This is a genomic window from Azospirillum sp. A23 (assembly GCF_042938965.1).
Taxonomy (GTDB): Bacteria; Pseudomonadota; Alphaproteobacteria; order Azospirillales; family Azospirillaceae; genus Azospirillum; species Azospirillum melinis.
The window spans coordinates 2,714,061-2,739,906 of the sequence record NZ_CP170667.1 but is presented as its reverse complement, the minus strand read 5'-3'; the positions used below and the strand labels follow the sequence as shown (position 1 = coordinate 2,739,906).

Sequence of the window (25,846 nt, the reverse complement as noted above, 5' to 3'; positions counted from 1 at the left end):
ACCGGCATCAACCATTGGGAGGCCTTACTGGACCGCGCGGACCTCGACCACTTCGGGGATGTAGTGGCGCAGCATGTTCTCGATGCCGTGCTTCAGCGTGGCGGTGGAGCTGGGGCAGCCGGAGCAGGCCCCCTTCATCGCCAGATAGACGACGCCGCGCTCGAAGCCCTGGAAGGTGATGTCGCCGCCGTCCTGGGCGACCGACGGGCGGACGCGGGTGTCCAGCAGCTCCTTGATCTGCTCGACGATCTCCTCGTCGTCGGCGTTCGCCGCCGCGGCATGGCCGTCGCCGCCGTCCTCCAGCAGGACCGGGCGGTCGGCGGTGAAATGCTCCATGATCACGCCGAGGATCGACGGCTTCAGCAGAAACCAGTCGCGGGCGTCGGTCTTGGTGATGGTGATGAAGTCGGCACCCAGGAAGACGCCGACGACGCCCTCGATCTCGAACAGGCGCTGGGCGAGCGGCGAACGGGCGGCATCCTCGCGGCCGGTGAAGTCGGCGGTGCCGCGTCCGAGCACGTCACGCCCCGGCAGGAACTTGAGAGTCGCCGGGTTGGGCGTCTGCTCGGTCTGAATGAACATGGTCTGGTCCTCCATCGGCGGCGGAATGGAACCGCCGGCGCGCCCGGGATCGGGACGCGGTACGATTGGGGGAAATCTGGGCCGAAACGCCGGGCGGATCAAGGACCCCGGTTGTGTGGGTATTCGGCATCCGGCATGCGCGAACCGTCCCCGCAGCACCCATCCTTACCTGCGTGGCTATCCTTACTTACGTGCGCCCGCTTATGTGATCGCGTCCAGTTCCTCGTTGCTGAGCCCGCCGGGGACGATGGTCAGGGGAATGTGCAGCCGCCCCAGCCCGCGGCCGGTGTAGTAGGAGATCAGCGGGCCGGGCCCCTCCGGGTCGGTGCCGGCGGCCAGCACGAGGATGGAGATGCTCGGCTCCTCGCCGATCAGGGCCAGCACCTCCTCGGTGCGGTTGCCTTCGCGGACATAGAGCGCCGGCAGGGTGCCGGTCAGCTGGTTGACCTCGCGCGCCAGCTTCTGGAGCATCTGCTCCGCCTCGGCGCGCTGTTCCTCGCGGATCAGGTTCTCCACCGCCAGCCAGTGCTGCATCTCGCCCTTTTCCAGGACGGTCAGCAGAGCCACCTTGCCGCCCGACTTGCGGGCGCGCAGGCAGGCATAGCGGAGCGCCACCTTCAGCTCCGGGCTGTCGTCGACCACCACCAGGAAGATGCGCACCGGCTTGGACTGCTGCGTGCCGGGCGTCGTCGGCTGTGTCATGTCGGTCATCTCTGTAACCCTCTCGGCTTAGACCCGGCGGAATGCGGCGCCGGCCGCCCAGCCGGCCGCGATGGCGCCGAGGACGGCGGCCACCCCGTAGATGACCGGGCGGTTGCGCGCGAAGTCCGACACTTCGGCGCTGAACCCGATCTTGGACACCACCAGCGGCGTGGTCTGGGCGCTGACCACCTCGCCGTCGCGAATCAGCAGGGCTTCGACATTGTACAGCCCGGTCGGGACGTTGGCCGGGAAATAGATGTTGGTGCGGAACAGCCGCTCGCCCAGGAAGGCGACCTGCCCCATGGAGATGGCGTACAGCCCCTGGCGCTGCTTGTTGCGGATCAGCGCACTGCGGTAGGCGGCAAGCTCCTCCGGCGGCATGTTGGCGTCGGCCGGCAGTTGCAGCTGCGGCAGGCCCAGCTGGTGGCGCTCCAGAACCGGCCGGCCGACCAGCTGGTCGAGCGGCCGGCTGACCGCCACCGTGTAGAAGCTGGGCACCTGATCGAAGCGCAGGCTGTCGGTGTTCATCCACATGCCGGCCACCCTCTGCTTGCGGCGGACGGTGGCGGGGGACCGCGGGCCGGTGACGACGATGGCGACGTCGCCCGCCCCGTCGGTGGTGCCGAACAGCACGACCTCCGTGCCCGTAAAGCCGGTGGTGATGGCGATCAGGTGGCTCGACAGGTCGGCGACCAGTTGCTGCGCCCACACCGTCGCCGCCACCGTGCCGCCCAGCAGCAGCCCGGCCAGCGCCGCGGCGGCCTGGACCAGCAGGCGCTTGATGGGCCTGCGCTTGGTAACCGCCGCCATCAGCGCAGCCCCATGGTCAGGGTGTAGAGATCGTCGGGACGGGAGAACAGGTCCCAGGCCAGCTTCAGCGCCACCGCCACCACGATCAGCGACAGCGCCATCCGGGCGGTCTCGCCGCGCAGCCGGGTGCCGGCCCGGGTGCCGAACTGCGCGCCGATCACGCCGCCGATCAGCAGCAGGAGCGCCAGCATGGCATCCACCGTCTGATTGGTGGCGGCCTGGAGCAGGGTGGCCGCCGCGGTGGTGAAGATGATCTGGAACAGCGAGGTGCCGGCGACCAGACCGGCCGGCATGTTCAGCAGATAGATCATCGCCGGCACCAGCAGGAAGCCGCCGCCGATGCCCATGATCGCCACCAGCATGCCGCCGACGGCCCCGATCCCCGCCGGCAGCAGGGCGGAGATGTAGAGCTTGGAGCGCTGGAAGCGCATCTTGAAGGGCAGGCCGTGCAGCCAGATGTGGCGGTGCAGCTTGCCGCGCTTGGCCGTCGGCGCGCGGCGTCGCAGGATGGCGCGGCTGCTTTCCACCAGCATCATGCCGCCGATGGTGCCGAGGAAGAAGACGTAGGACAGGGTGATGGCGATGTCGATCTGGCCCAGCCGCTGGAGGATGCCGAAGATCCACACCCCCACCGCGGTGCCGACCACGCCGCCGCCCAGCATCACCACGCCCAGCTTCACGTCGACATTGCCGCGCCGCCAGTGGGCGAGCACGCCCGACACGCTGGCGGCGACCAGCTGGTTGGCCTGGGTGCCGACGGCGATGGCCGGGGGAACGCCGATGAAGATCAGCAGCGGCGTCATCAGGAAGCCGCCGCCGACGCCGAACATCCCCGACAGGAAGCCGACCAGCCAGCCCATGCCGAGCACCAGCAGCGCGTTGACCGACATCTCGGCAATCGGCAGGTAGACTTGCATGGAGGGGCAATCTGTCAGGATGGGCGGCGGGATCGGCAGCTTACCCGAGCCGGTGCCGTGGCGGAAGACCGCAGCGCCGGCCTTTTGGGGGGTCGCTTCCGGTGAAAGGGCCGGCGGGAGGGGTGGAACGGCGTGGAACGCTGTCCGGCCGATGTTCCATCCGCCGCCTACCGGTGGCGCGGCAGAGTCGTTGGGTAAGGCGACAGCTTATAAGCCCTCTCCCCCCTGGGGAGAGGGTTGGGTGAGGGGGGCAGCGCGGACGGAACGACCGCGCCAGGGGATTGCCAAGGGGCAGCATGCCCCTTGGCGGTGCGCGGATCGCGCGCCGGCCCCCTCACCCTCCCCACGCCTGCGGCGCGGGTCCCCTCCCTCTCCCCGGGGGAGAGAGGGCAATCCGCGGTGCCCTCGCACAGGCTACCGGAAAGGTCGTCGTCGAGTTCGGGGACGGGCTGACGATCCGGTTGCGTGGTTTGCCGCTTGGAGGCTGGAGTATCGAGGCCGGCGAACAGCCCCAGCCGCTCGGCCAGCCAGCGGACGGTGGCGGGATCGCCCGAAGTGACCAGCCGTTCGATCTGCTCGGCGACCAGAATGCGCAGCGAGGACAGACGCAGCTCGGCCTCGCGGTTCAGGGCCTGCCGTTCCCACCAAACCCTGTGACGGAAATCCTTGGAACCGTAATAGGCGCGCCAGAGTGTCGTCCGGCTGCACCCCATGGCACGGGAGACCTGAAGGAAGCTGTTGCCGCGGGCCAGCATGCCGGCGGCCATGATCCATTGCTCTTCATGGAACTGCGAACCGGGCACCAGCGAGCCTTCGGACGGAGTCGGCGGCTCTTCGGCCCAGCGGGGGAACTGGTCGTTGGTGAAGCTACGGCTGTCGAGGGGCATGGCGCGGCTCCGCGAATGAGTGGGCATTGCGGAGAGGTTATAGGAATTATTTCTCCAGACGGTGGTCTTTTGCGAAAAACGGAAACCCGGCAGGGGGTCAGGGCACCGCCGCGTGGAAGAAGACCTGATAGCCGCCCTTCTGCGGGAAGACATGGTCCGCCTCGCGCCGGGCGGACCCCATGTCCAGCGCATGCACCACGACCCGGTTGCCGTAGCGCCAGGCCGGGTTCACCGGCTTGCCGGCGGCGCGGGCGGCGGCGGCGACAACGGTGTCGAACTTCGCCTCCGCCTTGAAGCCGCGCCGGTTGCCGCCGGGGGTGCCGAGGATGTGCAGGAAGACCGGCGGTTCCTTGTCCAGCATGTCGATCTGGCGCTGGAGATGGCTGACCCGCAGTTCGGCGGCGGTCAGACGGCCCCTTGCCTCCTCCAGGCGGCAGGCCATGTCGGCCAGCGCCTCCGTCTCGGCGCGCTGGCGCTCCTTCAGCGGTCGCACCGACTGGCGCAGCCGGTCGAGCCCGGCCACCCGTTCCCAGCTGCGCCGGATGCCTACCCAGCACAGATGGCACAGCATGGCCAGCGCCGCCACCAGCGGCACCGCCGAGTCGAGGATCGTCCGCACCACATCCATCGCCATCCCCGCCCCAATCGAACTCCGCCCGAATACCGGCGCCTGCCCTGGCACGCCGGTTGCTGCAGTCCCGGCAGCCGTGCACGCAGCAAGGAGCGTGCCGAAGGAGCGGAGGACCGATGGGCATGCAGACGCCGCTGCTGCTGGTGCTGGAAATGGTCATCATGATGGCCTGCCTCAGCTGGGGCACCGTGTCGATCCTGCGGATCGGCTACCGGATCGCGTCCGTGCAGCGCCGCCGGTCGCAGCTGCATCATGGACGGACGGAGCTGGCCCAGACCACCAACTCCCTGCGGCGCGACCTGCACCGGCAGGAAACCGAACTGCGCCAGCTGGAGGACGCGATATCCGTGCGCAACGCGCAGGCGGCGGACCTGCAGAGCCAATTGAACGATTTGCGCCGCCAGGGGCCGCGTGAATACACGCTGATGAACGAGCGTTTCGGGGAGAAGGACCGGCTGTGGCTGCTGACCGTTCCGCGGCCCGACCGGCCGGAGCGCTGGGCGGTGGCCGCCCCCGACAGCGGGACGGCGCTGGCGCTGCTGTGCGCCAGGGTCACCGTGCCGGAGCGGCCGGTGGTGGATGACCAGTTGAACTGAGCCGGCTGAACCGAAGAAGACCGGATCGGAATGAGAACCGGCCGCAGTTGCAAAATGCAGTGCGGCCGGCAACGTTGTCACGATCTGACGTGCAAATCGCAGGTTATACTCGCCCTCAATCGGCGGGCGCGGCCATCCGGCCGCTTGCCTTCGCAGGCATGGGCCTGCGGGGCCGCAGTCGCGGCCCTTACCGTCGAGCGTAAGCCAGACCTTACGCTCGACGGTATTACAGAATGCCCTTGGCGGCGACCAGCTCGCGCAGGTTCACCTCCGGCCGGGCGCCGACATGGCTGATGATCTCCGCCGCGGCGACGGCGCCCAGACGGCCGCAGACCGCCGGGGACAGGCCGCGGGTGTGGCCGAACAGGAAGCCGGCGGCATAGAGGTCGCCGGCGCCGGTGGTGTCGACCACCCGCTCCACCGGCTCGGCCGCCACCTCGACCACCTCGCCGGCCGACACGATGACCGCGCCCTTCTCGCTGCGGGTCAGCGCCGCCGTCTTGCCCAGCCGCTTCACCGCCGCCAGCGCGTCCTCGAACTTGTCGGTGCCGTAGAGGGCGCCGATCTCATGCTCGTTGGCGAACAGGATGTCGACGTGGCGTTCCACCAGATCGACGAACTCGGCATGGTGGCGGTGGACGCAGAAGCTGTCGGACAGCGACAGCGACACCTTGCGGCCGGCGGCGTGCGCGATCTCCGCCGCCTTGCGGAAGGCGTCCTTGGCGCGGGGCGGATCCCACAGATAGCCTTCCAGATAGGTGACCTGCGAGCCGGCGATCAGCACTTCGTCGATGTCCTCCGGACCCAGCTCGACGCAGGCGCCGAGATAGGTGTTCATCGAGCGCTGGGCGTCCGGCGTGACGAGGATCAGGCAGCGGGCGGTCGGCGCCCCGGCCAGCAGCGGCGCGCTGTCGAAGGCGACGCCGGCCGCGCGGATGTCGTGGCGGAACACGTCGCCCAGCTGGTCCCTGGCGACCTTGCCGATATAGGCGCCGCGCCCGCCCAGCATGGCGATGCCGGCCATGGTGTTGCCGGCCGAGCCGCCGGAGACCTCCACGCCCGGCCCCATGCGGCCATACAGCTCCTCGGCGCGGGCGGCGTCGATCAGCGTCATCGCCCCCTTCTCGATGGTGTTGGCGGCGAGGAAGGCGTCGTCGGCGTGGGCGATCACGTCCACGATGGCGTTGCCGATGCCGGTGACGTCGTAGGCGGCATCGTGAGTGGACGTGGCCATGGGCTCTCCTGGGGAATCTTGCGGTCGGGGCGATGTTGCGGCGCGAGTATAGCCGCCGCCGCCCGCATCACAAGTGCGGCTCAGGCAAGCACTTCCGATGCTCCGCGGCTGTGCCGCCACCGCCGTCACTTGCATGATGAAAGTGACCGTGCGACAGTCGCCGCCATGCGACGCACCCGCCTGAGCGACGTTCCCTGCCCCATCGCCCGCGGCCTTGACGAGGTCGGGGAATGGTGGTCCCTGCTGATCCTGCGCGACGCGATGTTGGGCCTGACCCGCTTCGACGAGTTCCAGCGCAGCATCGGGCTCGCCACCAACATGCTGACCCGCCGCCTCCAGGCTCTGGTGGAGGCCGGGCTGCTGGAGAAGCGGCCCTACCAGGACCGCCCGCTACGCCACAGCTATCATCTGACCGGCAAGGGGCGGGATTTCCTGCCGGTGCTGATCACCATGGCCGACTGGGGCAGCCGCTGGCTGCCGCCCGGCGGGGCGTTCCGGATCGTCGACAGGGACACCGGACGGCCGGTCGAGCCGGTGCTGATCGACAGGACGACAGGCGAAGCGCTCCGGCCGGAGCGGCTGCGCCCGGAATTCACCATCCCTGCAAAGACGACATGGGCAAAGGACGAAACCGAATGAGACGAGTCGTGGTCACCGGATTGGGCGCGGTCACTCCGCTTGGGGCCGGGGTGAATCCTAGCTGGCGCGCCATGCTGGACGGCCGCAGCGGCATCCGCGCGATACGCGGGGTCGATACCGGCGGGATCGATGTCGCCGACCTGCCCTGCCGCATCGCCGGACATGTGCCGGACAGCGGGGAGGCCGCCTTCGACGCCGATGCGGTGGTGCCGCCCAAGGACCAGCGCAAGATGGACCGCTTCATCCTGCTGGCGCTCGCGGCCGCGGAGGAGGCGGTGGCCGATGCCGGCTGGCGCCCGGCGGACGCGGAGGCGCAGGAGCGCACCGGCGTGATGATCGGCTCCGGCATCGGCGGCCTGCCGGCCCTGGCCGACGCGGCCCTGACCCTGCACGCGAAGGGGCCGCGCCGCATCTCGCCCTTCTTCGTGCCGTCGACCCTCATCAATCTCGCGTCGGGCCATGTCTCGATCCGCTACGGCTTCCGCGGACCGAACCATGCCGCGGTGACCGCCTGCGCGACCGGAGCCCATGCCATCGGCGACGCCGCCCGGCTGATCGCCATGGACGATGCCGACGTCATGCTGGCCGGCGGCAGCGAGGCGACGATCTGCCGTCTCGCCATCGCCGGCTTCTGCGCCGCCCGCGCCATGTCCAGCGGCTTCAACGACGACCCGGCCCGCGCGTCGCGCCCCTGGGACCGCGAGCGCGACGGCTTCGTCATGGGCGAAGGCGCCGGCGTGCTGGTGCTGGAAGAGCTGGAGCACGCCAAGCGGCGCGGGGCGACGATCTATGCCGAGGTCACCGGCTACGGCCTGTCGGGCGACGCCTACCACATCACCTCCCCGGCAGAGGACGGCAACGGCGCCTTCCGCGCCATGCGCGCCGCGCTGAAGCGGGCCGGGCTGGCGCCGGACGCCATCGACTACGTCAACGCCCACGCCACCTCCACTCCGGCCGGCGACCCGGTGGAGATCGCGGCGGTCAAGCGCCTGTTCGGCCCGGCGGCGGCGGACCTCTCGATGTCCTCGACCAAATCGGCGACCGGCCATCTGCTGGGCGCGGCGGGTGCGGTGGAGGCGATCTTCGCCATCCTGGCCCTGCGCGATCAGGTCGCCCCGCCCACCCTGAACCTGGAGGCGCCGTCGGAGGGCTGCGACCTCGACCTCGTGCCGCTGCGGCCGAAGGAGCGGCGCATCCGCCATGTCCTGTCGAACAGCTTCGGCTTCGGCGGGACCAACGCCGCGCTGGTGTTCAGCCCCGCACCGTAACGGAAGAGCGGAAGGGCGGCACGGGGGGACTGGAACCCGGCGGCCGGCCACCGTAGATATGCGGGCGGCGGCGGCAGCCCTGCCCCGCCTCCAGGCCCCGCCGCCGCCCCGTTTCGCCGCCTTACGGACCGCCGATGATCCGCGCCCTCGTGCTTGCCTTCGCCCAGCTGTCCGACCCGCGCGTGCGCCGGGTGGTGTGGACCGGGGTGTTCGTCTCGCTGCTCGCCTACGTCCTGCTGGCGCTCGGCGCCTCGTGGGCGCTGTCGGCGACGCCGCTGACCGGCTATGGCTGGATCGACGCCACCATCGACGTCATGGGCGGGCTGGGGGTGCTGGTGCTGGCGTGGCTGCTGTTCCCGGCCACCGTCGGCACGGTGTCGAGCTTCTTCCTCGACGAGGTGGTGGAGCGGGTCGAGGCGCGGCACTACCCCGGCCTGCCCGCCCCGCGCCAGGCCGGCTGGCTGGAGGAGCTGGCGACGGCGCTGCGCTTCCTGCTGCTGGTGCTGGCGGTCAACCTGCTGGCTTTGCCGATCTACATCTTCGCGCCCGGCCTGAACCTGATCGTCTTCTACACCATCAACGGCTATCTGCTGGGCCGGGAGTATTTCGAGATGGTCGCACACCGGCGGATGGACCGCGCCGCCGCGCGGGCGATGCGCCGTGCCAGACCGCTGAAACCTTTTTTGGCCGGGGTCGTCATTGCCTTCCTTTCGACAATCCCCTTCGCCAATTTGCTGGTCCCGGTCGTCGCGAGCGCCTTCATGGTTCATGTCCTACAGTCCATGTCGGCACCCCTTGCGGCAGGCCGGACGACCGTGATACGCCGCTAGGCGGCACGGCCGCACACCGTCGCCTGCCCGGAAACCGGCCGCCCGGACACCGATTGCGGCGACCGCCTTTCCGGCGGGGCGCCTCCGGCACCGGGCCACACGATTTCCAGGCCATCCCGCCACCCGAATGTCCAGACTGGGGGAACCGCTCATGCTGTTCGGACGAAAGACACCGCCCGCCGCTCCCAAGGCCGACAGCCCCGTCCCGCCGCAGCCGGGTGTCCGTCCGTACACCCCGGGCGAGCCCGGCGCCGTCTCGTCGCCGCTCGCCTCGCTAAATAATCCGGCACATGCCCCGGCCTCCGCCCCCACTTCCGCTCTCGCGGCCGGAGCAGCCGCCCCCAGCATGGCCCACGCCCTGGCCGACACTCAGCACGCCGCCCCGGCCTATCCCGACATGCCTGCCGCCTCGAAGGGACCCGACATGAACAGCATTCCCAAGCCCCCGTCCGCGCCGTCCGCGCCGGGTGCCGGCTTCAAGACCGACGTGCCGCGCCGGGTCGTCGACATGCCCGGCTCCGCCCCGCGCCAGCCGTCGATCCCCATCGCCAACCCCGGCGCCGCTCCCGTCGCCCAGGCTCCGGTCGCGCCGGCCCCCGTCGCTCCGGCCATGCCCGAGCAGCGCCGCCTGACCGTCGGCCGCGACATCTCGCTGACCGGCGAGATCGGCTCGTGCGACGTGGTGGTGGTCGAGGGCACGGTCGAGGCCAAGCTGCGCGAAGGCCGGCTGGTCGAGATCGCCGAGACCGGCCTGTTCAAGGGCTCGGTCGACATCGAGGAGGCCGACATCGCCGGCCGCTTCGAAGGCGACATCGCCGTCCGCGGCCGCCTGACCGTGCGCTCCACCGGCAAGATCACCGGGTCGATCCGCTTCGGCGAACTGGCGGTCGATGCCGGCGGCCAGCTGATCGGCGACATCCAGATCTACGGCGCCGGCTCCAGGCCCGCCGCCGCCGCGGTTCAGCCCGTGGCCCAGCCCGTGGCCGAGCAGGTCCCGGCGGCCGAAGCCGTCTGACCGGCAAAAACCGCAAAACGCCCGGCTGGCTTTCCGCCATGCCGGGCGTTTTGCGTTTGGATCAGGCGATGATCTTGTCCTTGAAGGCGCAGAGGTCGGCGACCGGGCAAACCGGGCAATCGGGCTTGCGCGCCTTGCAGACGTAGCGGCCGTGCAGGATCAGCCAGTGGTGGGCGTGGCGGCGGTACAGCTTGGGCACCGCCTTCAGCAGCTTCGCCTCCACCGCGTCCGGCGTCTTGCCGGGGGCGAGCCCGGTGCGGTTGCCGACGCGGAAGATGTGGGTGTCGACCGCGATGGTCTCCTCGCCGAAGGCGACGTTCAGGACGACGTTGGCGGTCTTGCGGCCGACGCCGGGAAGCTGTTCCAGCGCGTCGCGGTCGCGCGGCACCTCGCCGCCATGGCGCTCGATCAGCAGCTCCGACAGGCGGATGACGTTCTTGGCCTTGGTGTTGAACAGGCCGATGGTCTTGATGTAGCCGCGCAGCCCCTCCTCGCCCAGCGCCACCATCTGCTGCGGCGTGGTGACGAGCTGGAACAGCGGTCCGGTCGCCCGGTTCACGCCGACGTCGGTGGCCTGGGCCGACAGCACCACGGCGACCAGCAGCGTGTAAGGATTGACGTATTCCAGCTCGCTCCGGGGTTCCGGATTGGCGGCGGACAGGCGGCGGAAGAATTCCTGGACGGCGGCTGGCTTCATGGCCGCCACCATAGCCGCAACGGCCCCGCCTGCGCCAGAGGCGGAGCGAGCCGTTCGGAGGGGCCATGGAGAGGGGCCATCTGACGGCGGACGATGACAGCCGCGAAACACTCCGGCGCAGACTGCAGGCCAAACTGCAGCGTTGCGTCGCAATTTGCGACAAAGACCGGAATAAGTGACGCCAGTTCAACAGAATTGGTCGCAGGATTACGGCTTTCCGGTCGTTTTCACGGTGGCGTATGATTTGCTGACTGTCGGGACACCGCTTGAACACCTTTAAAAGAACCATGGATTATCCTGGTTGTGGCGTTCCGATCGGATAAGGGTATCTTGATATGACTGCGTCTTCTCTTGTGGAACTGAAGGATTGGGGACTGCATGTCCGGTTGCAGGGCACCCTGTCGCTGGAGCAGCGCGACACCATCGCCCGGCAGGTGGAGATGCAGTGCGCCACCCTGGGCGCCCGCGGCACGTCCTGGAGCAGCCTTGTCGAGTTCGACCGCTTCGAGGCCGAAGGATTCCGGCCGGAGATCGTCGTCGCCCTGATGAAGCTGGCCCGGCGCTGCGGACAGCTGCGCTGCGGCGTGGTGATGACCGACTGGCACTGGGCCTCGGTGATGGCGGAGGTGATGATCGCCGCCGGCATCGACGATCAGGCGCGGATCTTCGTCCTGGCCAAGGATCCGCAGGCCGACGGCGGCCTGGCCGGAGAGATCGGGGTCCGGACGGCCGCGGACTATCCCGCAGACTATCCCGGTATGGACAGCGCCATGGCCTGGGTGCTGAACGGCGGCGCGGTGCCGATGGTGTCGAGGGCGGCATAACCCCGCTTTCCTCGCGGTTTTCTGCCGGGCGGCGCTGGGGTAGGATGGCCGCCATGCCAATCGACATCAGCGGCCCGCAACCCGGTGGCCGGCAGCCCGGCGACGGTCCCTCCCCTGCTGAAAGCAGCGGCGGCAGCGGTTCCGTGCTCGTGCTGTTCGACGCCATCCTCCACCCGCACCGCAGCCTGGGCCGCAGCGGCTTCCGGGTCCTGATGGCGGTGGTGGTGGCGATGAACCTGATCGTCGCCGGCATCTTCGTCGCCCATGGCGCCTGGCCGGTCGTGCCCTTCTGCGGGCTGGACGTCCTGGCGCTGTGGCTGGCCTTCCGGGTCAGCTACCGCTCCGCCCGGCAGTACGAGCGGGTGCGGCTGACCGAAACCGCGCTGACGGTGCAGCGGGTGCATTGGAAGGCACCGGAGCGGCGCTGGTCCTTCCATCCCTACTGGCTGCGGATCACCCACACCGAGCCGGCCGACCATGAGCGCCGCGGTGCCGCCGGGCAGGTCACGCTGAGTTCCCATGGCCAGTCCGTAGGCGTCGGATCCTTCCTGTCGCCGGATGAGCGGTCCAGCTTCGCCAGCGCGCTGGGCGATGCGCTGCGGGCCTGGCGCCGTCCCCCCTGCCCGCCAGCGCCCGCCGGATAAGTCCTGCCTAACGTTTATCAGCCGGGTCGGGCAAGCCACGCTCCTCCAGCTCCTCGTCCACCTCGCGCTCCACTTCGCGTTCGACCGCGCGTTCCACCTTCTCGTCGATGCGGTGGTCCAGGCACTCGGCGGTCCTGGCGAGCTTTTCGAAGCTGCGCTTCACCTTCGCCAGCTCGTTTTCCGGCATCTCCTCCACGTCGATCATGCCGTTGCGGGCGGAGTGGGTGGCGCGGATCAGCTCGTCCAGCTTCAAATGGATGGCCTGGGTGTCGCGGTTCTGGGCGTTCTGGATGATGAACACCATCAGGAAGGTGACGATGGTGGTGCCGGTGTTGATCACCAGCTGCCACGTGTCGGAGAAGTGGAACAGCGGCCCGGTCAGCCCCCAGACCAGCACGACGGCGAAGGCGGTGACGAAGGCGCCCGGACGGCCGGACTGGCGCTCCATCCAGCGGGCAAACCGGGAAAAGGCATCGCTGAGCATTTTTGCGGCTGGCTCCCGCTCGTCGGACGTACAGGACGTACATAAGGAAAACGCCCGGCAAAGCCGGGCGTTCCCTGTCCGTAAGGTGTGAGCGGGTGCCTGCGGGCAGTACCCCCGGCGGTCAGGAGCCCTGGCTGAGCGCTTCCGCCAGCGCGCGGTCATGCGGGTTCTGGCCGACGACCAGCTGCATCGACTGGGTCGGCATGGAGATGCCCAGCTCGTCGAACTTCTTCTTGAGCAGGCGGTTGAACTCGCGGGTGACGCCCCACTGGCGAGTCGGGCGGGTCTTGAACTGGGCCAGGATGTTGATGCCGGTGTCGGACAGCTTGTCGACGCCCAGCACCTCCAGCGGGTTCAGGATGTCGGCGGCGAACTGCGGCTGGGCCTGTACCTCGGCACCGGTCTCCTTCAGCGCGGCGATGATGCGGTCGGGATCCTCGCGGTTGGACACCGTGATGTTGAACAGGGTGACCGAGAAGTCCTTGCTCATGTTCTTCACCGTGGTGACGGCGCTGAACGGCACGGAATGGACCGCACCCGCCCCGTCGCGCAGGCGGATCGAGCGGATGGAGATCGCCTCCACCGTGCCGGAATGGCCGCCGCCGACATCCACCACGTCGCCGACCGACACCGTGTCCTCGAACAGGATGAACAGGCCTGTGATGATGTCCTTGACCAGTGTCTGCGATCCGAAACCGATGGCCAGACCGACGACACCGGCACCGGCCAGCAGCGGCGCGATGTTGACGCCCAGCTCCGACAGGGTGATCAGCGACACCATCGTCACCAGCAGGATCAGGAAGGCGTTGCGCAGCAGCGGCAGCAGCGTGCGCATGCGGGCGCTGCGTTCGATGCGGGTGCCGTTGCGGTCGGTGGCGCGCAGGAAATGCTCGATCAGCGCGCTGACCACCTCCCAGGCGACGATGGCGCCGGCCAGCAGCAGGCCGATGGAGATGGCGCTGCCGACGATGCGGCGGCCGGCGGCCGTTTCGACCATCCCCAGCGTGTCGATGCCCCAGCCGTTCAACGCGGCGCCCAGGGCCACCAGCCAGATGATGGCCTTGCCGATGCGCTGGACGATGGGGAGATAGTGGAAGGCACGCATATGGAGCTGCGGCAGGTTGCCGGCCAGCTCGCGGTTCATGGTCAGGCCGCGGCGCAGCGTCCGGTTCAGCCCGGTCACCAGAAGCCGGGCCACCACCACCGCCACCATGGTCACCGCGGTGCCGCGGGCCAGGAATTCGAAGCCGCCATAGACGTTCAGCACCCAGACGCCCAGCGTCACCACGACATAGAGGATCGCCAGCACATGCCAGATCTCGGCGAAGCGGCGGCGCGCGGTGCGCAGGACGGCTCCCTGCCCTTCCGCCTCGCGCCGGGCGGTCGCCAGCGGGTCGCCGTCGCCCGACAGCGGATTGCCGCGCATCCAGTCGGCGACGCCGACCCGGTTCTGCAGGATCAGCGCGATCAGCATGGCGGCGATCACCACGCCCAGCAGCTTCAGCAGCGCGCCGTAGGCGCCCAGCGGCAGGCCCAGCACATAGGCCCCCTCCGCCAGGAAATAGCCGTAGACGGCGACCGCGATCAGCCGGCGCGACCAGATGTAGCAGCGCTTCGCCCCGGCCTCGCTGGTGTGGACCATGCGCAGGTTGGGGGCGTCGGGCGCGAACAGCATCCGCACCAGGATCAGCAGTGCCTGGGTGATGACGGTGGCGTTCACCACCGCCAGCGCCACCAGCCGGACGCGCGGCGCCGGTTCGGTCACCGACAGGATGGTGTAGGCGACGACGATGAAGCCGAGGATCGGCGCCAGTTCCAGCACCGCCCGGCCGAGCAGCATCGGGATGCGCAGCAGGGTGGAGCCGACATGGCGGGCGGCCATGGCATGGCGCGGCCGGCTGAGCAGCCAGCCGATGCCGCGCGCGGCCACCGCGCCGATGCCGAGGATCATCGCCAGCTGGATGGAGATCTGGACCCAGCGGTCGCGGGCGGTGTCGTCCTGCGCCTGCCGCTGCACCCAGGACAGCGCCCCCGGCAGGTCGGAGAAGACGTTGGCGACCTGCACCAGCTGGCGGCTGACCACGTCCATCCGCGCCGCCAGGAAGGCCAGCGCGCGGGCGCCGAGGGTCTGCGGCAGCGCCGACTCGCCTTCCGCCTCCTTGGCCTGGGCAAGGCCGCGCTGGGCGGTGATCAGGTTGCGCAGCTGGGTGACCAGCTGGGTGCGCGCGTCCTGGTTCTCCAGCGTGCCGACCAGTGCCTCCAGCTGCTGCACGGTCGCCTCGTCCACCACCACCGGGGCGGCGGCGGGAGCGGCGGCCCCGGCGGCCGGAGCCGGAACGGCGCCGGTGGGCGCTGCCGAGGCGGCGAGCACCGGAGCCCCCGCCCCGGCAAGCAGACCCACGAGAAGCAGGACGGCCAGGCCGCCGGACAGGAGCCGACGCCAAACGCTTGGCAGAGGGTTTGCGGCGGGCGTTGCGGACCGGATCATCGACAATTCACTCGGGTGGTCTCGGGACAGGGCGGCGATACGGGTGGGCGGCAAAAAACAGCCGGCCGGCACCCTGGCGTGGAACTGTGGCTCCAATATGCCGGGTTTCGGGAAGTTAGTTCTCCCGCTTGCGCTTGCCAACCCGACTGTCTGTTCCTTTTTTAAGCGGGACCCCTGCCGGCGGAGATGCCGGCGGAGCCGGAAGCGCTGAGTAAGGATGAGCCATGAGCGACACACCTCCCAAGCCGGATCCCAAGCCGGACGGGCGTACCGGACTGGAACCGGACAGGACGATCGGACAGGACGGCACCGTCCGCGACAAGCTGGTCGCCACCAAGGAGCAGTGGGCGCGCGATGGCCGTGCGCTCACCGGCCATGCCGCCGACCCGGCGCGCGACCGGCTGCCGCCCGGCCAGCGTCTGGTGACCGACTGGCCGGTGCTGGATCTCGGCATCACGCCGAAGGTGACGACGGCCAACTGGACGCTCGCGGTGGACGGGTTGGTGGAGACCCCGCTGTCGTGGAACTGGGGGGATTTCCAGGCGCAGCCGCAGGAGAGCTTCGTCTCCGACATCCACTGCGTCACCACCTGGTCGCGCTACGACAACCGCTGGGAGGGCGTCAGCGCCCGCCGCCTGCTGGAGCTGGCCCGGCCGAAGCCGGAGGCGCGCTTCGTCGTCTTCCATTCCTTCGACGGCTACACCACCAACGTCGCCCTGTCGGATTTCGACGACGACGGCGTGCTGCTCGCCACGACCTGGGAGGGCCAGCCGATCAGCCGCGAGCATGGCGGTCCGGTGCGGATCATCCTGCCCAAGCTGTATCTGTGGAAGAGCGCCAAGTGGGTGAAGCGGATCGAGCTGCTGGCCGGCGACCGCAAGGGCTATTGGGAGGTCCGCGGCTACAACAACCACGCCGATCCGTGGCTGGAGGAGCGCTATTCGGACTGACAAGACGGCGCCGCACTTTCACCAAAAGCCACTTTCCCCTTCCCGGCGAAACCGTTAAGGTGCGGCGCAAGTGGCCCCGTAGCTCATCAGGATAGAGCGCGAGTTTCCTAAACTTGAGGCAGCAGGTTCGAGTCCTGCCGGGGTCACCACCACCGTAAAATCATGACTCAGTGCGCGACTATGGCGCAGACCGCCGCCTTCGTCGCCTTCGCCAGATCGGCGGGCGCCAGCACGATCTGCAAGCCGCGCCGGCCGCCATTCACCACCATTTCCGGCAGCGCCTCGGCGCTCGCGTCGATGAAGGTCGGCAGCGCCTTCTTCTGGCCGAGCGGGCTGATGCCGCCAACCAGAAAACCCGTGGTCTTTTCCGCCAGCGCCGGGTCGGCCAGATCGGCCTTCTTCGCCTTGGCCGCCGCGGCGATGGCCTTCAAATCCAGCTTGGCCGCGACCGGGATGACGGCGCAGGCCAGCGCCTTGGGCTCCAGCTGGACGATCAGGGTCTTGTAGACGATGGCCGGGTCGAGGCCGAGCGATTCGGCCGCATGCAGGCCGATGGCGTCGGCCGACGGGTCGTACTCGTATTCCATCAGCCGGAAGGCGACGCCCGCCGCCTTCGCCGCATTGACCGCCGGGGTCACCTTCGCCGCCATGCTCCACACCGCTCACTGGGAAATAGCGGCGGGAGCTTGGCAGGCGGCGTTATGGGTGTAAAGCCCTGCTGACCTTACTCCAGGGCTCCGAAGTCAGGTTAACGGTACGCGACGTAAGGCCCTCTCTCCCCCGCTCACGCGCAAACGGAGTTTGCGCTGACGCGACAGGCGGACCTTCGGTCCGCCGAAAGCGGGGAGAGGGAGCGGACCCACGCCAGAGGCGTGGGGAGGGTGAGGGGGCCGGCGCGCAAAGCCCGCCGCCAAGGGGCATACTGCCCCTTGGCAATCCCCTGGCACGGGCGTTCCGCCCGCGCTGCCCCCTCACCCAACCCTCTCCCCAGGGGGGAGAGGGCTTATAGGCGCCCTTCCCGACTTCGGAGCCCTGCGGACCTCACTCCATCCCGCGCGACGACGGGTTGCCGATCATCGTCAGGAATTCGCGGCGGGTCGACGGGTCGGTGCGGAAAGCGCCCAGCATGCGGCTGGTCACCATGGTCACCCCGGTCTTGTGGATGCCGCGGGTCGTCATGCACTGGTGCTGCGCCTCGACCACCACGGCGACGCCCTCGGGCTGGAGGACCTCGTCGATGGTGTTGGCGATCTGCGCCGTCATCTTCTCCTGGATTTGCAGGCGCTTGCCATAGGCCTCGACCAGCCGCGCCAGCTTGGAGATGCCGACGACGCGGCGGCGCGGCAGGTAGGCGACATGGGCCTTGCCGATGATCGGCACCATGTGGTGCTCGCAGTAGGACTCGACCCGGATGTCGCGCAGCACGACCATCTCGTCGTAGCCGTCGGTCTCCTCGAAGGTGCGCGACAGGATCTCGACCGGATCGATGCCGTAGCCGGCGAAGAATTCCTCATAGGAGCGGACGACGCGGTCCGGCGTGCCGACCAGCCCTTCGCGCGCCGGGTCGTCGCCGGCCCAGCGGATCAGAGTGCGCACGGCCTCCTCCGCCTCGGCGCGGGACGGGCGGGCAAGGGCGTCCGGCCGGGACAGGCCGGGGCCGCGGAGCACGTTGTCGGCCGCCGGAGGCTTGGCGTGCGGGGTCTTGGTAGCCGTCACGGGAACATCCTTTCCATAACTGATAACACGCCTTGCGTGGACCATCGGCCGTGAGCCGACAGCTGTCGCGCAACACGCCCACCCTGTCTGGCGTCACTCGGGTTTGCCGTCGGTACGGAGCCGATGCCTCGGCGGATCAACGGAACGGCCCGCAAGACGAAAAGGAGATATCTAGAACGGAGTGGCGGCGCCTGCCTTCCCGTTTCCGCCCGGTTTCTGTCGCCGGACGCCATTCGGAAGACCCTAGATAGGGTCCGGCCTATGACCGTCAAGCGATGGACAAAGTACGGGCAGCCATGCGGCTTGTCAAAGCCGCGTGTTAAATTCTTCCAATAACCACACACATTCTATTGTATTATTTGCCCGCGTCCGTTTTTTGAGCCCGCTTTTTGCAGCCGGCTCGCCGGTCAGTTCAGCTGCATCGGCTGGTGCGGGCTGTCCAGCGAGAAGGCCGGGATCGTCACGTCGAAGGCGCGGCCGTCCTTGCCCTCCATGCCGTAGGTTCCGGCCATGATGCCGGACGGCGTGCCGAGCGGGGTGCCGCTGGTGTATTCGAAATGGTCGCCCGGCTCCAGCACCGGCTGTTCGCCGACGACGCCGGGCCCCCGCACCTCCTGCACGCGGCCCATGGCGTCGGTGATGCGCCAGTGGCGGGTGCGCAGTTGCACCGTCTCCTCGCCCTCATTCTCGATGCGGACATGATAGGCCCAGACGAAGCGTCCCTCCGCCGGGGAGGACTGGTCCTCGAGGAACACGGGCTGAACGGTGACGCGGATGTCGTGGGTGACGGCGGTGTACATGGTCGAGGATCCTGGCAGGCAATCCGGGCGGGCAATCCGAACAGACAGCCCGGTAAACGGCGCCGGCCGGAAAACGTCCCGGCGGCCGGGGAATCCGGATGGCCGGGCGGCTGTCGGCCACAGGATAAAGTCCCCCCTCCACACTGTCCAGACGCGCTCCGGACAATCGTGGGACACGCCCGCATTCAGGTGGATACAGTCATGCACAGCATTGGGGTCTCCACGGTCTTGCGACGGGGGGGCGACGATGATATATGCGCAAGTCCCAGCAACGGCCGAAGAGCCTTGTCCATGTCTCGTTCGCACGCCCTTCGCATCCGACGACGGAGCCTCGCACCGCGCATTGCGGTTGCGGCCGTCCTTGGGTCGCGTGCGAACGCCAAAGGCACATCGGGGACCTGACACCCCCGGCCTTCCGGCGGCGGCGCGATCCGCCCTTCAGAAGCCTTCTGAGAAGACCTTCTTCCCGCCGGGAGCCCCACCTGATGATCATCACCGTCGAAGAGCCGAAGCACGCCGCCGCCATCGAAGCCCTGCTGGACGCCTCCTTCGGTCCGGACCGCTTCAACAAGACCGCCTACCGGCTGCGCGACGGCGTCGACTCCATCCCCGCCCTGAATCTCGTCGCCATCGAGCATGACGAGCATGGGCGCGAGGTTGTGGTGGGTACCATCCGCTACTGGCCGATCCTGGTCGGCGGCGCCACCCCGTCCATCCTGCTCGGCCCCATCGCGGTCGCCGCCCACCTCCAGGGCAGCGGGCTGGGCAGCAAGATGATCCGGATGAGCCTGAACAAGGCGGTGGCGCTGGGCCACAAGTCGGTGATCCTGGTCGGCGACGCCCCCTATTACGAGCGGTTCGGCTTCTCCCGCGCCCTGACGTTGGGCATGGAGATGCCGGGTCCGGTCGACATGAGCCGGCTGCTGGGGCTGGAACTGGTCGAAGGCTCGCTGGCCGGCGCCGCCGGCATGATCGGCAAGCCCGAGCAGGCCGACGCGCAGGATGTCGCCATCGGCGAAACCTCGGTTCTCGGCCCGGTCCTCGGCCCGGTGCTGGCCACCTCCATCGATATCCCGGCGGGAGACACCCCCGTCCCTTTCAGCGCCCTGTTCAGCCGGACGGCAGCGGAGCGACTTTGGACTGACCGGGTGCGCCGGACCGACTGGTTCTGGCGCGACGGCCTCCAGGCCGGGGCGGCGTGACGGTTCCGGATCGCGGAAAGCAAAGGCTTGCAAACAGTGGGTGGGGCGAAGCGGGATTGACTCGATTCGCCCCGCACGCGATATCATCTCATCAGGAGCGACGCCGGACCGACGGCGTGCCGCGCGCCACGCAGAACCGTGAGCGCGCTATTCGTTTTTGTTCCAAGCGGAAGGGTGCGGGTTGACCAAGAAGCTGTTCATCAAGACCTGGGGCTGCCAGATGAACGTGTACGACTCCGCCCGGATGGCGGATGTCCTGGCACCGCTGGGCTACCGGCCGGTCGATGAGCCGGACGGCGCCGACATGGTGATCCTGAACACCTGCCACATCCGCGAGAAGGCCGCCGAGAAGGTCTTCTCCGAGCTGGGCCGGCTGCGACAGATGAAGGACCGCAAGGCGGAGGCCGAGGACGGCCGGATGATCCTGGCGGTCGCCGGCTGCGTCGCCCAGGCCGAGGGCGAGGAGATCGTCGCCCGCGCCCCCTTCGTCGACATGGTCTTCGGCCCGCAGACCTACCACACCCTGCCGGAGATGGTGGCGAAGGCCAGCCGTGCCGTTGGCAGCGTGCTGAACACCGATTTCCCGGCCGAATCCAAGTTCGACCTGCTGCCGGAGGAATCCGGATCCCAGGGCGTCGCCGCCTTCCTGGCGGTGCAGGAGGGCTGCGACAAGTTCTGCACCTTCTGCGTCGTGCCCTACACCCGCGGTGCGGAGTTCTCCCGCCCCGCCGGCCAGATCCTGGCCGAGGCGAAGCGGCTGGTCGCCGGCGGCACGCGCGAGATCACCCTGCTGGGCCAGAACGTCAACGCCTGGCACGGCGACGGGCCGGACGGCGCGACCTGGGGCCTCGGCCGGCTGATCCGCGAGCTGGCGGAGATCGACGGGCTGGCGCGCATCCGCTACACCACCTCGCACCCGCGCGACATGGCCGACGACCTGATCCGCGCCCATGCCGAGGTGCCGCAGCTGATGCCCTACCTGCATCTGCCGGTGCAGGCCGGGTCGGACCGCGTCCTGGCGGCGATGAACCGCAAGCACAGCGCCGACGACTACCGCCGTCTGGTCGACCGGCTGCGCGACGCCAAGCCCGATCTGGCGATGTCCGGCGACTTCATCGTCGGCTTCCCCGGCGAGACGGACGCCGATTTCGCCCAGACGCTGAAGCTGGTCACCGAGATCGGCTATGCCCAGGCCTATTCCTTCAAATACAGCTCGCGCCCCGGCACCCCGGCCGCGGTCGAGGGCGCCCAGCTGCCGGAAGAGGTGAAGGAGGCGCGGCTGGAGGCGCTGCGCCAGCTGCTGGACGCCCAGCAGATCGCCTTCAACCATGGCTTCGTCGGCCGCAGCGTGCCCGTCCTGTTCGACCGCGTCGGCCGCCGCGACGGCCAGCTGCTGGGCCGCAGCCCGTGGATGCAGTCGGTCCATGCCGAGGCGGACGAACGGCTGCTCGGCCGCATCGTCGAGGTGCGGGTCGACGCCGCGCGGGCCAACAGCCTCGCCGGCACCGTGGTGACCGGCGAATATGTCACCGCCTCTCCCTTCCAGCCTGCCGTAACCTTGGAGGCCAGCGCTTGAACGGTCTGCCCGAACGGCGCATCGACGTTCAATTCGATGACAACCGTCTTCTGCCGATGCTGTACGGGGAGCATGACCGCCACCTCGCCCGCATCGAATCGCTTCTCGGCGTGTCGCTGATCTCCCGCGGCAACACCCTGACCATCTCCGGCCCGTCCGAAGCCGCCGAAACGGCGCGGACGGCGCTGAACGGCCTGTATGGCCGGCTGACCCGCGGCCAGACCATCGACGGCGGCGAGGTCGACGGCGCCGTCCGCATGGCGACCGCCGAGGCCGGCTTCGCCGGAGTCGCTGCCGCCAGCGAGGAGCCGCGCGCGCCCGGCCCGCAGGCCACCATCACCCGCGCCGAGATCGCGCTGCGCACCCGCCGCCGTGGTCCGATCACGCCCCGCACCCCGACCCAGGCCGCCTATCTCCAGGCCCTGGCGGAGAGCGAGCTGGTCTTCGGCCTCGGCCCGGCCGGCACCGGCAAGACCTATCTGGCGGTGGCGCAGGCGGTAGCGCTGCTGACCACCGGTCAGGTCGACCGCATCGTGTTGTCGCGCCCGGCGGTCGAGGCCGGCGAGCGGCTGGGCTTCCTGCCCGGCGACCTGAAGGAAAAGGTCGATCCTTACCTGCGCCCGCTCTACGACGCGCTGCACGACATGCTGCCGGCCGAGCAGGTCAAGAAGCGGCTGGAGTCCGGCGAGATCGAGATCGCGCCGCTGGCCTTCATGCGCGGCCGGACGCTGGGCAACGCCTTCGTCATCCTGGACGAGGCGCAGAACACCACGCCGATGCAGATGAAGATGTTCCTCACCCGGCTGGGCGAGGGCGGGCGGATGGTGGTGACCGGCGACATCTCGCAGATCGATTTGCCGACCGGCACCCGGTCGGGCCTGCGCGACGCGCTGGACATCCTGGGCGGGGTGGAGGGCGTGCGCTTCGTCCGCTTCACCGACGCCGACGTGGTCCGCCACCCGATGGTGGCCCGCATCATCCGCGCCTACGATCAGGCCGATGCCCGCGAGGCGGAGCGCAGGCAGGCCCGCCGCGCCAACGCCGCGCCGGCCGGTTCCGCAGCCGAAACGACCGGCAGAGATGCAGGGATCGTTGGAGAACCGCAATGACCACCGCGGTCGATATCGCTGTTTCACGTGAAGCCGGCGACTGGGCCGAGGATGCCGAGTGGCTGGCCGAGCGCGCCGCGCTCGCCGCCCTGGGCGCCGCCTATGACGACGAGGAAGGCCCGGCCGAGCTGTCGGTCGTGCTGGCCGACGACAAACTGGTCCACCGGCTGAACCGCGAGTATCGCGGCAAGGACAAGCCGACCAACGTCCTGTCCTTCGCCCTGACCGAGGCGGAGGAACCGGAGGCGCAGGAGGGCGTGCCGGTGATGCTGGGCGACGTCATCCTCGCCTATGAAACGGTTGCACGCGAAGCCGCCGAACAGCGGAAAAGCTTGCAGGACCACATGACTCACCTTGTGATGCATGGTGTTCTGCATCTGCTGGGGTATGATCACGAGACGGACGACGAGGCCGAGGAGATGGAGGCGCTGGAAACCCGGTTGCTCGCCACGCTCGGAATCGCCGATCCTTACGCCGCCAACCACCAACCGCCGGACCGATGAGCGATATATCCGACAGTCGCACGCCCCGTGATGACAACGGGGCCGAAGACCATTCCCTGGGCCACCTGTTCAAGGGGTGGCTCCGCACCGTCTGGGGCGGCCGCGAGGACACATCCCTGCGCGGCACCATCGAAGAGCTGATCTCCGGCCTGGACGATGCGGCCAGCGAGGACGGCGAGGATTCGCTGGGCACCGGCGAGCGGGCGCTGCTGACCAACATCCTGAAGCTGCGCGACCGCACCGTCGCCGACGTCATGGTGCCGCGCGCCGACATCATCGCCGTCGACATCGACACCCCCTTCCCAGCATTGGTCCAGCGCGTCGCCGAGGAAGGCCATTCCCGCCTGCCGGTGTTCCGCGAGACGCTCGACGACGTGGTCGGCATCATCCACATCAAGGATGTGATGACCCTGATGGCCAGACAGGCCGTCTCCGCCGAGGGCCTGCGCCAGAAACCCGACCTGAGCGGCATCATCCGCGAGGCGAAGATCGTCGCCCCCTCCATGCATGTGCTCGACCTGCTGGTGCAGATGCGCCAGACCCGCCAGCACATGGCCCTGGTGGTGGACGAGTTCGGCGGCATCGACGGCCTCGTCACCATCGAGGATCTGGTCGAGGAGATCGTCGGCGAGATCGAGGACGAGCATGACGAGGCCGCGGCCCCGCGGCTGGTAGAACGTCCCGACGGCAGCCTGATCGCCGACGCCCGCCTGCCCATCGAGGATTTCGAGGTCCGGGTCGGCCCGGTGCTGACCGAGGAGGAGCGCGAGGACATCGACACGCTCGGCGGTCTGGTCGTCTCCATCGCCGGCCGCGTGCCGGGGCTGGGCGAACGGCTGGTCCACCCGTCGGGCCTGGAGTTCGAGATCGTCGACGCCGATTCCCGCCGCCTGAAGCGCCTGCGCGTCCACAATGTCCCGGCGAACAGCGTGGAGCTGGCGGAGACGGCCTGACGACTGGGTGGGGCCGGCCTCCCCACCCCCACAACACAGCCCCGCCCACAAGAACCTTGGCACCCCTGCACGGCGGCATTACCTATGGCGCCGCCCGCACCTATGGCGCCGCCCTCTGTCGCTGCCGGAGTTTTGCCTTGACCGCCACCGACACCCTGCCCGTCCCGGCCAAGCTGGGCCGCGTTTCCACGCGGCTGGCCGCCCTGACCGGCTGGCGCCGGCTGGCCGCCGCGATGCTGCTGGGTGGACTGGCGACGCTGGCGCTGCCGCCGGCCAACCTGATGCCGGTCGTGCTGGTGGCCTTTCCCGGCCTGATCTGGCTGCTGGACGGGGCGGAGACCAAAAAGGCCGCCTTCGCCGTCGGCTGGTTCTTCGGCTTCGGCCACCACCTGCTTGGGCTCTACTGGATCAGCGCCGCGTTGTTCACCGACATCGAACGCTTCTGGTGGGCGCTGCCGCTGTCGGCGGTCGGCCTGCCGGTCGTGCTGGCGATGTTCAGCGGCGGCGCCACCCTGACCTTCCAGCTGCTGCGCCGGCGCGGCTTCGGCGCCGGGCTCGGGCGCCCGCTGCTGTTCGCCGCCTGCTGGTGCCTGTGGGAATGGCTGCGCGGCCACGTCTTCACCGGCTTTCCCTGGAACCTGATCGGCTATGGCTGGGTCGGGGTGCTGCCGGTTCTGCAGACCGCCTCGCTGATCGGCATCTATGGCCTGACGCTGGTGACGGTGCTGGTGGCGTCGCTGCCGGCCGCCCTGCCCGACCGCGACACCACGCCCGGCCGGGCCCGCGCCGCCGTCGCCGCCGGTCTGGCGCTGCTGGCGGTCCTCGGCGGCTGGGGGGCATGGCGGCTCGCCGGTGCGGCCGACGAGCCGGTGCCGGGTATCCGGCTGCGGCTGGTCCAGGCGGCGATCGACCAGCGGCTGAAATGGGCGCCCGGCGAACGGGTGCAGAATTTCCAGAGCCATCTCGCTTTGTCCGCCGCCGCCCCGGCCGATCCCTCCACCCCGCCGCCCAACGTCATCATCTGGCCGGAAACCGCCGTGCCGTTCTTCATCGAGGATGATGCGCGGGTGCGGCAGGCCCTGGCCTCGGTCACGCCGTCCGGCGGGCTGCTGATCACCGGAGCCCCGCGCACGACGGTGGATGCCGACGGCGAGCGCCGCTATTTCAACGGCATGGTGGCGGTGGACGGCAGCGGTGCCGCGGTCGCCGACTACGACAAGTTCCATCTCGTCCCCTTCGGCGAATATATGCCGCTGCGGCAATGGCTGCCGGTCGGCGCCATCGCCGGCAACGGGGCGGAGTTCTCCGCCGGTCCCGGCCCGCGCACCCTGCATCTGGGCGACCGCGTGGCGGGCCTGCCGCCTTTCAGCCCGCTGATCTGCTACGAGAGCATCTTCCCCGGCGCGGTGGTTGATACCGCCGACCGGCCGCAATGGCTGCTGAACCTGACCAACGACGCCTGGTACGGCCGCACCGCCGGTCCGCACCAGCATTTCGCCATCAATCAGGTGCGTGCCGTCGAGGAAGGACTGCCGCTCGTACGGGTGGCGAATACGGGTATATCCGGGGTGGTGGATTCCTACGGTCGTGTGCGACAATTGCTCGGTCTGGGTGAGCGTGGCTTCATCGATACCACGTTACCGAAAGCGCCGGTTGGCGTCACAGCCTATGCCCGCATGGGCGACTGGATTTTCGGCATAGTGCTTCTAGGCTGTTTCATGGCGGCCTTGGCCTCGCGATATCACCGGTGACGCTGCAATACGGGCATTCTGCCCACCACAGGCAGAAC

27 protein-coding genes and 1 tRNA gene are annotated in these 25,846 nt (G+C 69.2%); 15 read left to right on the top strand and 13 right to left on the bottom strand.

Annotated elements, in window-relative coordinates:
- Positions 1-24: 24 nt before the first annotated feature.
- The 6 genes from ABNQ40_RS30430 to ABNQ40_RS30405 all read right to left on the bottom strand — a co-directional run bounded on the left by ABNQ40_RS30430 (position 25) and on the right by ABNQ40_RS30405 (position 4,532).
- The gene (locus tag ABNQ40_RS30430; protein ID WP_098740951.1) at positions 25-582 is read right to left on the bottom strand and encodes a NifU family protein; all 558 of its coding nucleotides are present in this window, start codon (positions 580-582) and stop codon (positions 25-27) included.
- A 201-nt stretch (positions 583-783) separates the two neighbouring features.
- Entirely contained in the window at positions 784-1,293 is a 510-nt protein-coding gene (locus ABNQ40_RS30425) for a universal stress protein (protein WP_109048336.1), read from the bottom strand.
- Between the two features lie 18 nt (positions 1,294-1,311).
- The gene (locus ABNQ40_RS30420; RefSeq protein WP_109048335.1) at positions 1,312-2,094 is read right to left on the bottom strand and encodes a TIGR02186 family protein; all 783 of its coding nucleotides are present in this window, start codon (positions 2,092-2,094) and stop codon (positions 1,312-1,314) included.
- On the bottom strand, positions 2,094-3,011 hold the full coding sequence (locus ABNQ40_RS30415) for a sulfite exporter TauE/SafE family protein (protein ID WP_109048334.1): 918 nt from the start codon (positions 3,009-3,011) through the stop codon (positions 2,094-2,096). Before ABNQ40_RS30415 ends, ABNQ40_RS30420 begins: the two co-directional genes overlap by 1 nt.
- 167 nt (positions 3,012-3,178) lie before the next feature.
- Positions 3,179-3,898: a hypothetical protein gene (locus ABNQ40_RS30410; protein ID WP_391348348.1), complete on the bottom strand. Its 720-nt coding sequence runs from the start codon at positions 3,896-3,898 to the stop codon at positions 3,179-3,181.
- A gap of 97 nt (positions 3,899-3,995) precedes the next feature.
- Complete coding sequence (locus ABNQ40_RS30405; RefSeq protein WP_391348346.1) at positions 3,996-4,532, bottom strand: hypothetical protein; 537 nt, start codon at positions 4,530-4,532, stop codon at positions 3,996-3,998.
- A 113-nt stretch (positions 4,533-4,645) separates the two neighbouring features.
- Here ABNQ40_RS30405 and ABNQ40_RS30400 point away from each other — a divergent pair, with 113 nt between their 5' ends.
- The gene (locus tag ABNQ40_RS30400) at positions 4,646-5,125 is read left to right on the top strand and encodes a hypothetical protein (protein ID WP_109052203.1); all 480 of its coding nucleotides are present in this window, start codon (positions 4,646-4,648) and stop codon (positions 5,123-5,125) included.
- 226 nt (positions 5,126-5,351) lie between these two features.
- Here ABNQ40_RS30400 and ABNQ40_RS30395 read toward each other — a convergent pair whose 3' ends face one another.
- A complete protein-coding gene (locus tag ABNQ40_RS30395; protein ID WP_391348342.1) occupies positions 5,352-6,359 on the bottom strand; it encodes an adenosine kinase in 1,008 nt (335 codons plus the stop codon).
- A 165-nt stretch (positions 6,360-6,524) separates the two neighbouring features.
- On the opposite strand from ABNQ40_RS30395, the gene ABNQ40_RS30390 reads away from it, so the two are divergent.
- The 4 genes from ABNQ40_RS30390 (at position 6,525) to ABNQ40_RS30375 (ending at position 10,111) form a co-directional block, all read left to right on the top strand.
- Positions 6,525-6,998 carry a winged helix-turn-helix transcriptional regulator gene (locus ABNQ40_RS30390; RefSeq protein ID WP_391348339.1) on the top strand — a complete coding sequence of 158 codons (474 nt, stop codon included), beginning with the start codon at positions 6,525-6,527 and terminating at the stop codon, positions 6,996-6,998.
- Positions 6,995-8,266, top strand: coding sequence for a beta-ketoacyl-ACP synthase II (fabF, locus tag ABNQ40_RS30385; protein ID WP_109052206.1), 1,272 nt, complete (start codon positions 6,995-6,997; stop codon positions 8,264-8,266). Before ABNQ40_RS30390 ends, fabF begins: the two co-directional genes overlap by 4 nt.
- A gap of 134 nt (positions 8,267-8,400) precedes the next feature.
- Positions 8,401-9,096, top strand: coding sequence for an EI24 domain-containing protein (locus tag ABNQ40_RS30380; protein WP_109052207.1), 696 nt, complete (start codon positions 8,401-8,403; stop codon positions 9,094-9,096).
- A gap of 151 nt (positions 9,097-9,247) precedes the next feature.
- Positions 9,248-10,111 carry a polymer-forming cytoskeletal protein gene (locus ABNQ40_RS30375; protein ID WP_391348335.1) on the top strand — a complete coding sequence of 288 codons (864 nt, stop codon included), beginning with the start codon at positions 9,248-9,250 and terminating at the stop codon, positions 10,109-10,111.
- Positions 10,112-10,172: 61 nt separating this feature from the next.
- Here the strand turns inward: ABNQ40_RS30375 and nth are convergent, their stop codons facing one another.
- Positions 10,173-10,808, bottom strand: a complete 636-nt coding sequence (nth, locus tag ABNQ40_RS30370) for an endonuclease III (RefSeq protein ID WP_109491206.1) — start codon at positions 10,806-10,808, stop codon at positions 10,173-10,175.
- 335 nt (positions 10,809-11,143) lie between these two features.
- On the opposite strand from nth, the gene ABNQ40_RS30365 reads away from it, so the two are divergent.
- Entirely contained in the window at positions 11,144-11,632 is a 489-nt protein-coding gene (locus ABNQ40_RS30365; RefSeq protein ID WP_109052209.1) for a hypothetical protein, read from the top strand.
- A gap of 53 nt (positions 11,633-11,685) precedes the next feature.
- Positions 11,686-12,276, top strand: coding sequence for a DUF2244 domain-containing protein (locus ABNQ40_RS30360; protein WP_391348331.1), 591 nt, complete (start codon positions 11,686-11,688; stop codon positions 12,274-12,276).
- A 7-nt stretch (positions 12,277-12,283) separates the two neighbouring features.
- On the opposite strand, the gene ABNQ40_RS30355 is transcribed toward ABNQ40_RS30360, so the two are convergent.
- The gene (locus ABNQ40_RS30355) at positions 12,284-12,760 is read right to left on the bottom strand and encodes a low affinity iron permease family protein (protein WP_391348328.1); all 477 of its coding nucleotides are present in this window, start codon (positions 12,758-12,760) and stop codon (positions 12,284-12,286) included.
- Between the two features lie 121 nt (positions 12,761-12,881).
- Positions 12,882-15,131: a mechanosensitive ion channel domain-containing protein gene (locus ABNQ40_RS30350; protein ID WP_391348325.1), complete on the bottom strand. Its 2,250-nt coding sequence runs from the start codon at positions 15,129-15,131 to the stop codon at positions 12,882-12,884.
- 341 nt (positions 15,132-15,472) lie between these two features.
- Here ABNQ40_RS30350 and ABNQ40_RS30345 point away from each other — a divergent pair, with 341 nt between their 5' ends.
- Positions 15,473-16,198 carry a sulfite oxidase-like oxidoreductase gene (locus tag ABNQ40_RS30345; protein ID WP_391348322.1) on the top strand — a complete coding sequence of 242 codons (726 nt, stop codon included), beginning with the start codon at positions 15,473-15,475 and terminating at the stop codon, positions 16,196-16,198.
- 72 nt (positions 16,199-16,270) lie between these two features.
- Positions 16,271-16,347, top strand: a tRNA-Arg gene (locus ABNQ40_RS30340).
- Between the two features lie 18 nt (positions 16,348-16,365).
- Here the strand turns inward: ABNQ40_RS30340 and ybaK are convergent.
- The 3 genes from ybaK to apaG form a co-directional block, all read right to left on the bottom strand.
- Entirely contained in the window at positions 16,366-16,848 is a 483-nt protein-coding gene (gene ybaK, locus ABNQ40_RS30335; protein ID WP_193548476.1) for a Cys-tRNA(Pro) deacylase, read from the bottom strand.
- A gap of 391 nt (positions 16,849-17,239) precedes the next feature.
- Positions 17,240-17,914: a GTP cyclohydrolase I FolE gene (folE, locus tag ABNQ40_RS30330; protein WP_377808314.1), complete on the bottom strand. Its 675-nt coding sequence runs from the start codon at positions 17,912-17,914 to the stop codon at positions 17,240-17,242.
- 407 nt (positions 17,915-18,321) lie between these two features.
- Positions 18,322-18,714, bottom strand: coding sequence for a Co2+/Mg2+ efflux protein ApaG (gene apaG, locus ABNQ40_RS30325; RefSeq protein WP_109052213.1), 393 nt, complete (start codon positions 18,712-18,714; stop codon positions 18,322-18,324).
- Positions 18,715-19,199: 485 nt separating this feature from the next.
- On the opposite strand from apaG, the gene ABNQ40_RS30320 reads away from it, so the two are divergent.
- The 6 genes from ABNQ40_RS30320 (at position 19,200) to lnt (ending at position 25,808) form a co-directional block, all read left to right on the top strand.
- Positions 19,200-19,916: a GNAT family N-acetyltransferase gene (locus ABNQ40_RS30320; protein ID WP_391348319.1), complete on the top strand. Its 717-nt coding sequence runs from the start codon at positions 19,200-19,202 to the stop codon at positions 19,914-19,916.
- 181 nt (positions 19,917-20,097) lie between these two features.
- Complete coding sequence (miaB, locus tag ABNQ40_RS30315) at positions 20,098-21,492, top strand: tRNA (N6-isopentenyl adenosine(37)-C2)-methylthiotransferase MiaB (protein ID WP_391348316.1); 1,395 nt, start codon at positions 20,098-20,100, stop codon at positions 21,490-21,492.
- Complete coding sequence (locus ABNQ40_RS30310; protein ID WP_391348312.1) at positions 21,489-22,601, top strand: PhoH family protein; 1,113 nt, start codon at positions 21,489-21,491, stop codon at positions 22,599-22,601. The genes miaB and ABNQ40_RS30310 overlap by 4 nt, the downstream gene beginning before the upstream one ends.
- Positions 22,598-23,104: an rRNA maturation RNase YbeY gene (gene ybeY / locus ABNQ40_RS30305; RefSeq protein ID WP_109052217.1), complete on the top strand. Its 507-nt coding sequence runs from the start codon at positions 22,598-22,600 to the stop codon at positions 23,102-23,104. Before ABNQ40_RS30310 ends, ybeY begins: the two co-directional genes overlap by 4 nt.
- The gene (locus ABNQ40_RS30300; protein WP_109052218.1) at positions 23,101-24,057 is read left to right on the top strand and encodes a hemolysin family protein; all 957 of its coding nucleotides are present in this window, start codon (positions 23,101-23,103) and stop codon (positions 24,055-24,057) included. The genes ybeY and ABNQ40_RS30300 overlap by 4 nt, the downstream gene beginning before the upstream one ends.
- 137 nt (positions 24,058-24,194) lie before the next feature.
- On the top strand, positions 24,195-25,808 hold the full coding sequence (gene lnt, locus ABNQ40_RS30295) for an apolipoprotein N-acyltransferase (RefSeq protein ID WP_109052219.1): 1,614 nt from the start codon (positions 24,195-24,197) through the stop codon (positions 25,806-25,808).
- Positions 25,809-25,846: the final 38 nt, after the last annotated feature.

Coding starts and splice junctions, on each gene's coding strand:
- ABNQ40_RS30430 (WP_098740951.1), bottom strand. CDS start 582: ATGTTCATTCAGACCGAGCAGACGCCCAACCCGGCGACTCTCAAGTTC.
- ABNQ40_RS30425 (WP_109048336.1), bottom strand. CDS start 1,293: ATGACCGACATGACACAGCCGACGACGCCCGGCACGCAGCAGTCCAAG.
- ABNQ40_RS30420 (WP_109048335.1), bottom strand. CDS start 2,094: ATGGCGGCGGTTACCAAGCGCAGGCCCATCAAGCGCCTGCTGGTCCAG.
- ABNQ40_RS30415 (WP_109048334.1), bottom strand. CDS start 3,011: ATGCAAGTCTACCTGCCGATTGCCGAGATGTCGGTCAACGCGCTGCTG.
- ABNQ40_RS30410 (WP_391348348.1), bottom strand. CDS start 3,898: ATGCCCCTCGACAGCCGTAGCTTCACCAACGACCAGTTCCCCCGCTGG.
- ABNQ40_RS30405 (WP_391348346.1), bottom strand. CDS start 4,532: ATGGCGATGGATGTGGTGCGGACGATCCTCGACTCGGCGGTGCCGCTG.
- ABNQ40_RS30400 (WP_109052203.1), top strand. CDS start 4,646: ATGGGCATGCAGACGCCGCTGCTGCTGGTGCTGGAAATGGTCATCATG.
- ABNQ40_RS30395 (WP_391348342.1), bottom strand. CDS start 6,359: ATGGCCACGTCCACTCACGATGCCGCCTACGACGTCACCGGCATCGGC.
- ABNQ40_RS30390 (WP_391348339.1), top strand. CDS start 6,525: ATGCGACGCACCCGCCTGAGCGACGTTCCCTGCCCCATCGCCCGCGGC.
- fabF (WP_109052206.1), top strand. CDS start 6,995: ATGAGACGAGTCGTGGTCACCGGATTGGGCGCGGTCACTCCGCTTGGG.
- ABNQ40_RS30380 (WP_109052207.1), top strand. CDS start 8,401: ATGATCCGCGCCCTCGTGCTTGCCTTCGCCCAGCTGTCCGACCCGCGC.
- ABNQ40_RS30375 (WP_391348335.1), top strand. CDS start 9,248: ATGCTGTTCGGACGAAAGACACCGCCCGCCGCTCCCAAGGCCGACAGC.
- nth (WP_109491206.1), bottom strand. CDS start 10,808: ATGAAGCCAGCCGCCGTCCAGGAATTCTTCCGCCGCCTGTCCGCCGCC.
- ABNQ40_RS30365 (WP_109052209.1), top strand. CDS start 11,144: ATGACTGCGTCTTCTCTTGTGGAACTGAAGGATTGGGGACTGCATGTC.
- ABNQ40_RS30360 (WP_391348331.1), top strand. CDS start 11,686: ATGCCAATCGACATCAGCGGCCCGCAACCCGGTGGCCGGCAGCCCGGC.
- ABNQ40_RS30355 (WP_391348328.1), bottom strand. CDS start 12,760: ATGCTCAGCGATGCCTTTTCCCGGTTTGCCCGCTGGATGGAGCGCCAG.
- ABNQ40_RS30345 (WP_391348322.1), top strand. CDS start 15,473: ATGAGCGACACACCTCCCAAGCCGGATCCCAAGCCGGACGGGCGTACC.
- ybaK (WP_193548476.1), bottom strand. CDS start 16,848: ATGGCGGCGAAGGTGACCCCGGCGGTCAATGCGGCGAAGGCGGCGGGC.
- apaG (WP_109052213.1), bottom strand. CDS start 18,714: ATGTACACCGCCGTCACCCACGACATCCGCGTCACCGTTCAGCCCGTG.
- ABNQ40_RS30320 (WP_391348319.1), top strand. CDS start 19,200: ATGATCATCACCGTCGAAGAGCCGAAGCACGCCGCCGCCATCGAAGCC.
- ybeY (WP_109052217.1), top strand. CDS start 22,598: ATGACCACCGCGGTCGATATCGCTGTTTCACGTGAAGCCGGCGACTGG.
- ABNQ40_RS30300 (WP_109052218.1), top strand. CDS start 23,101: ATGAGCGATATATCCGACAGTCGCACGCCCCGTGATGACAACGGGGCC.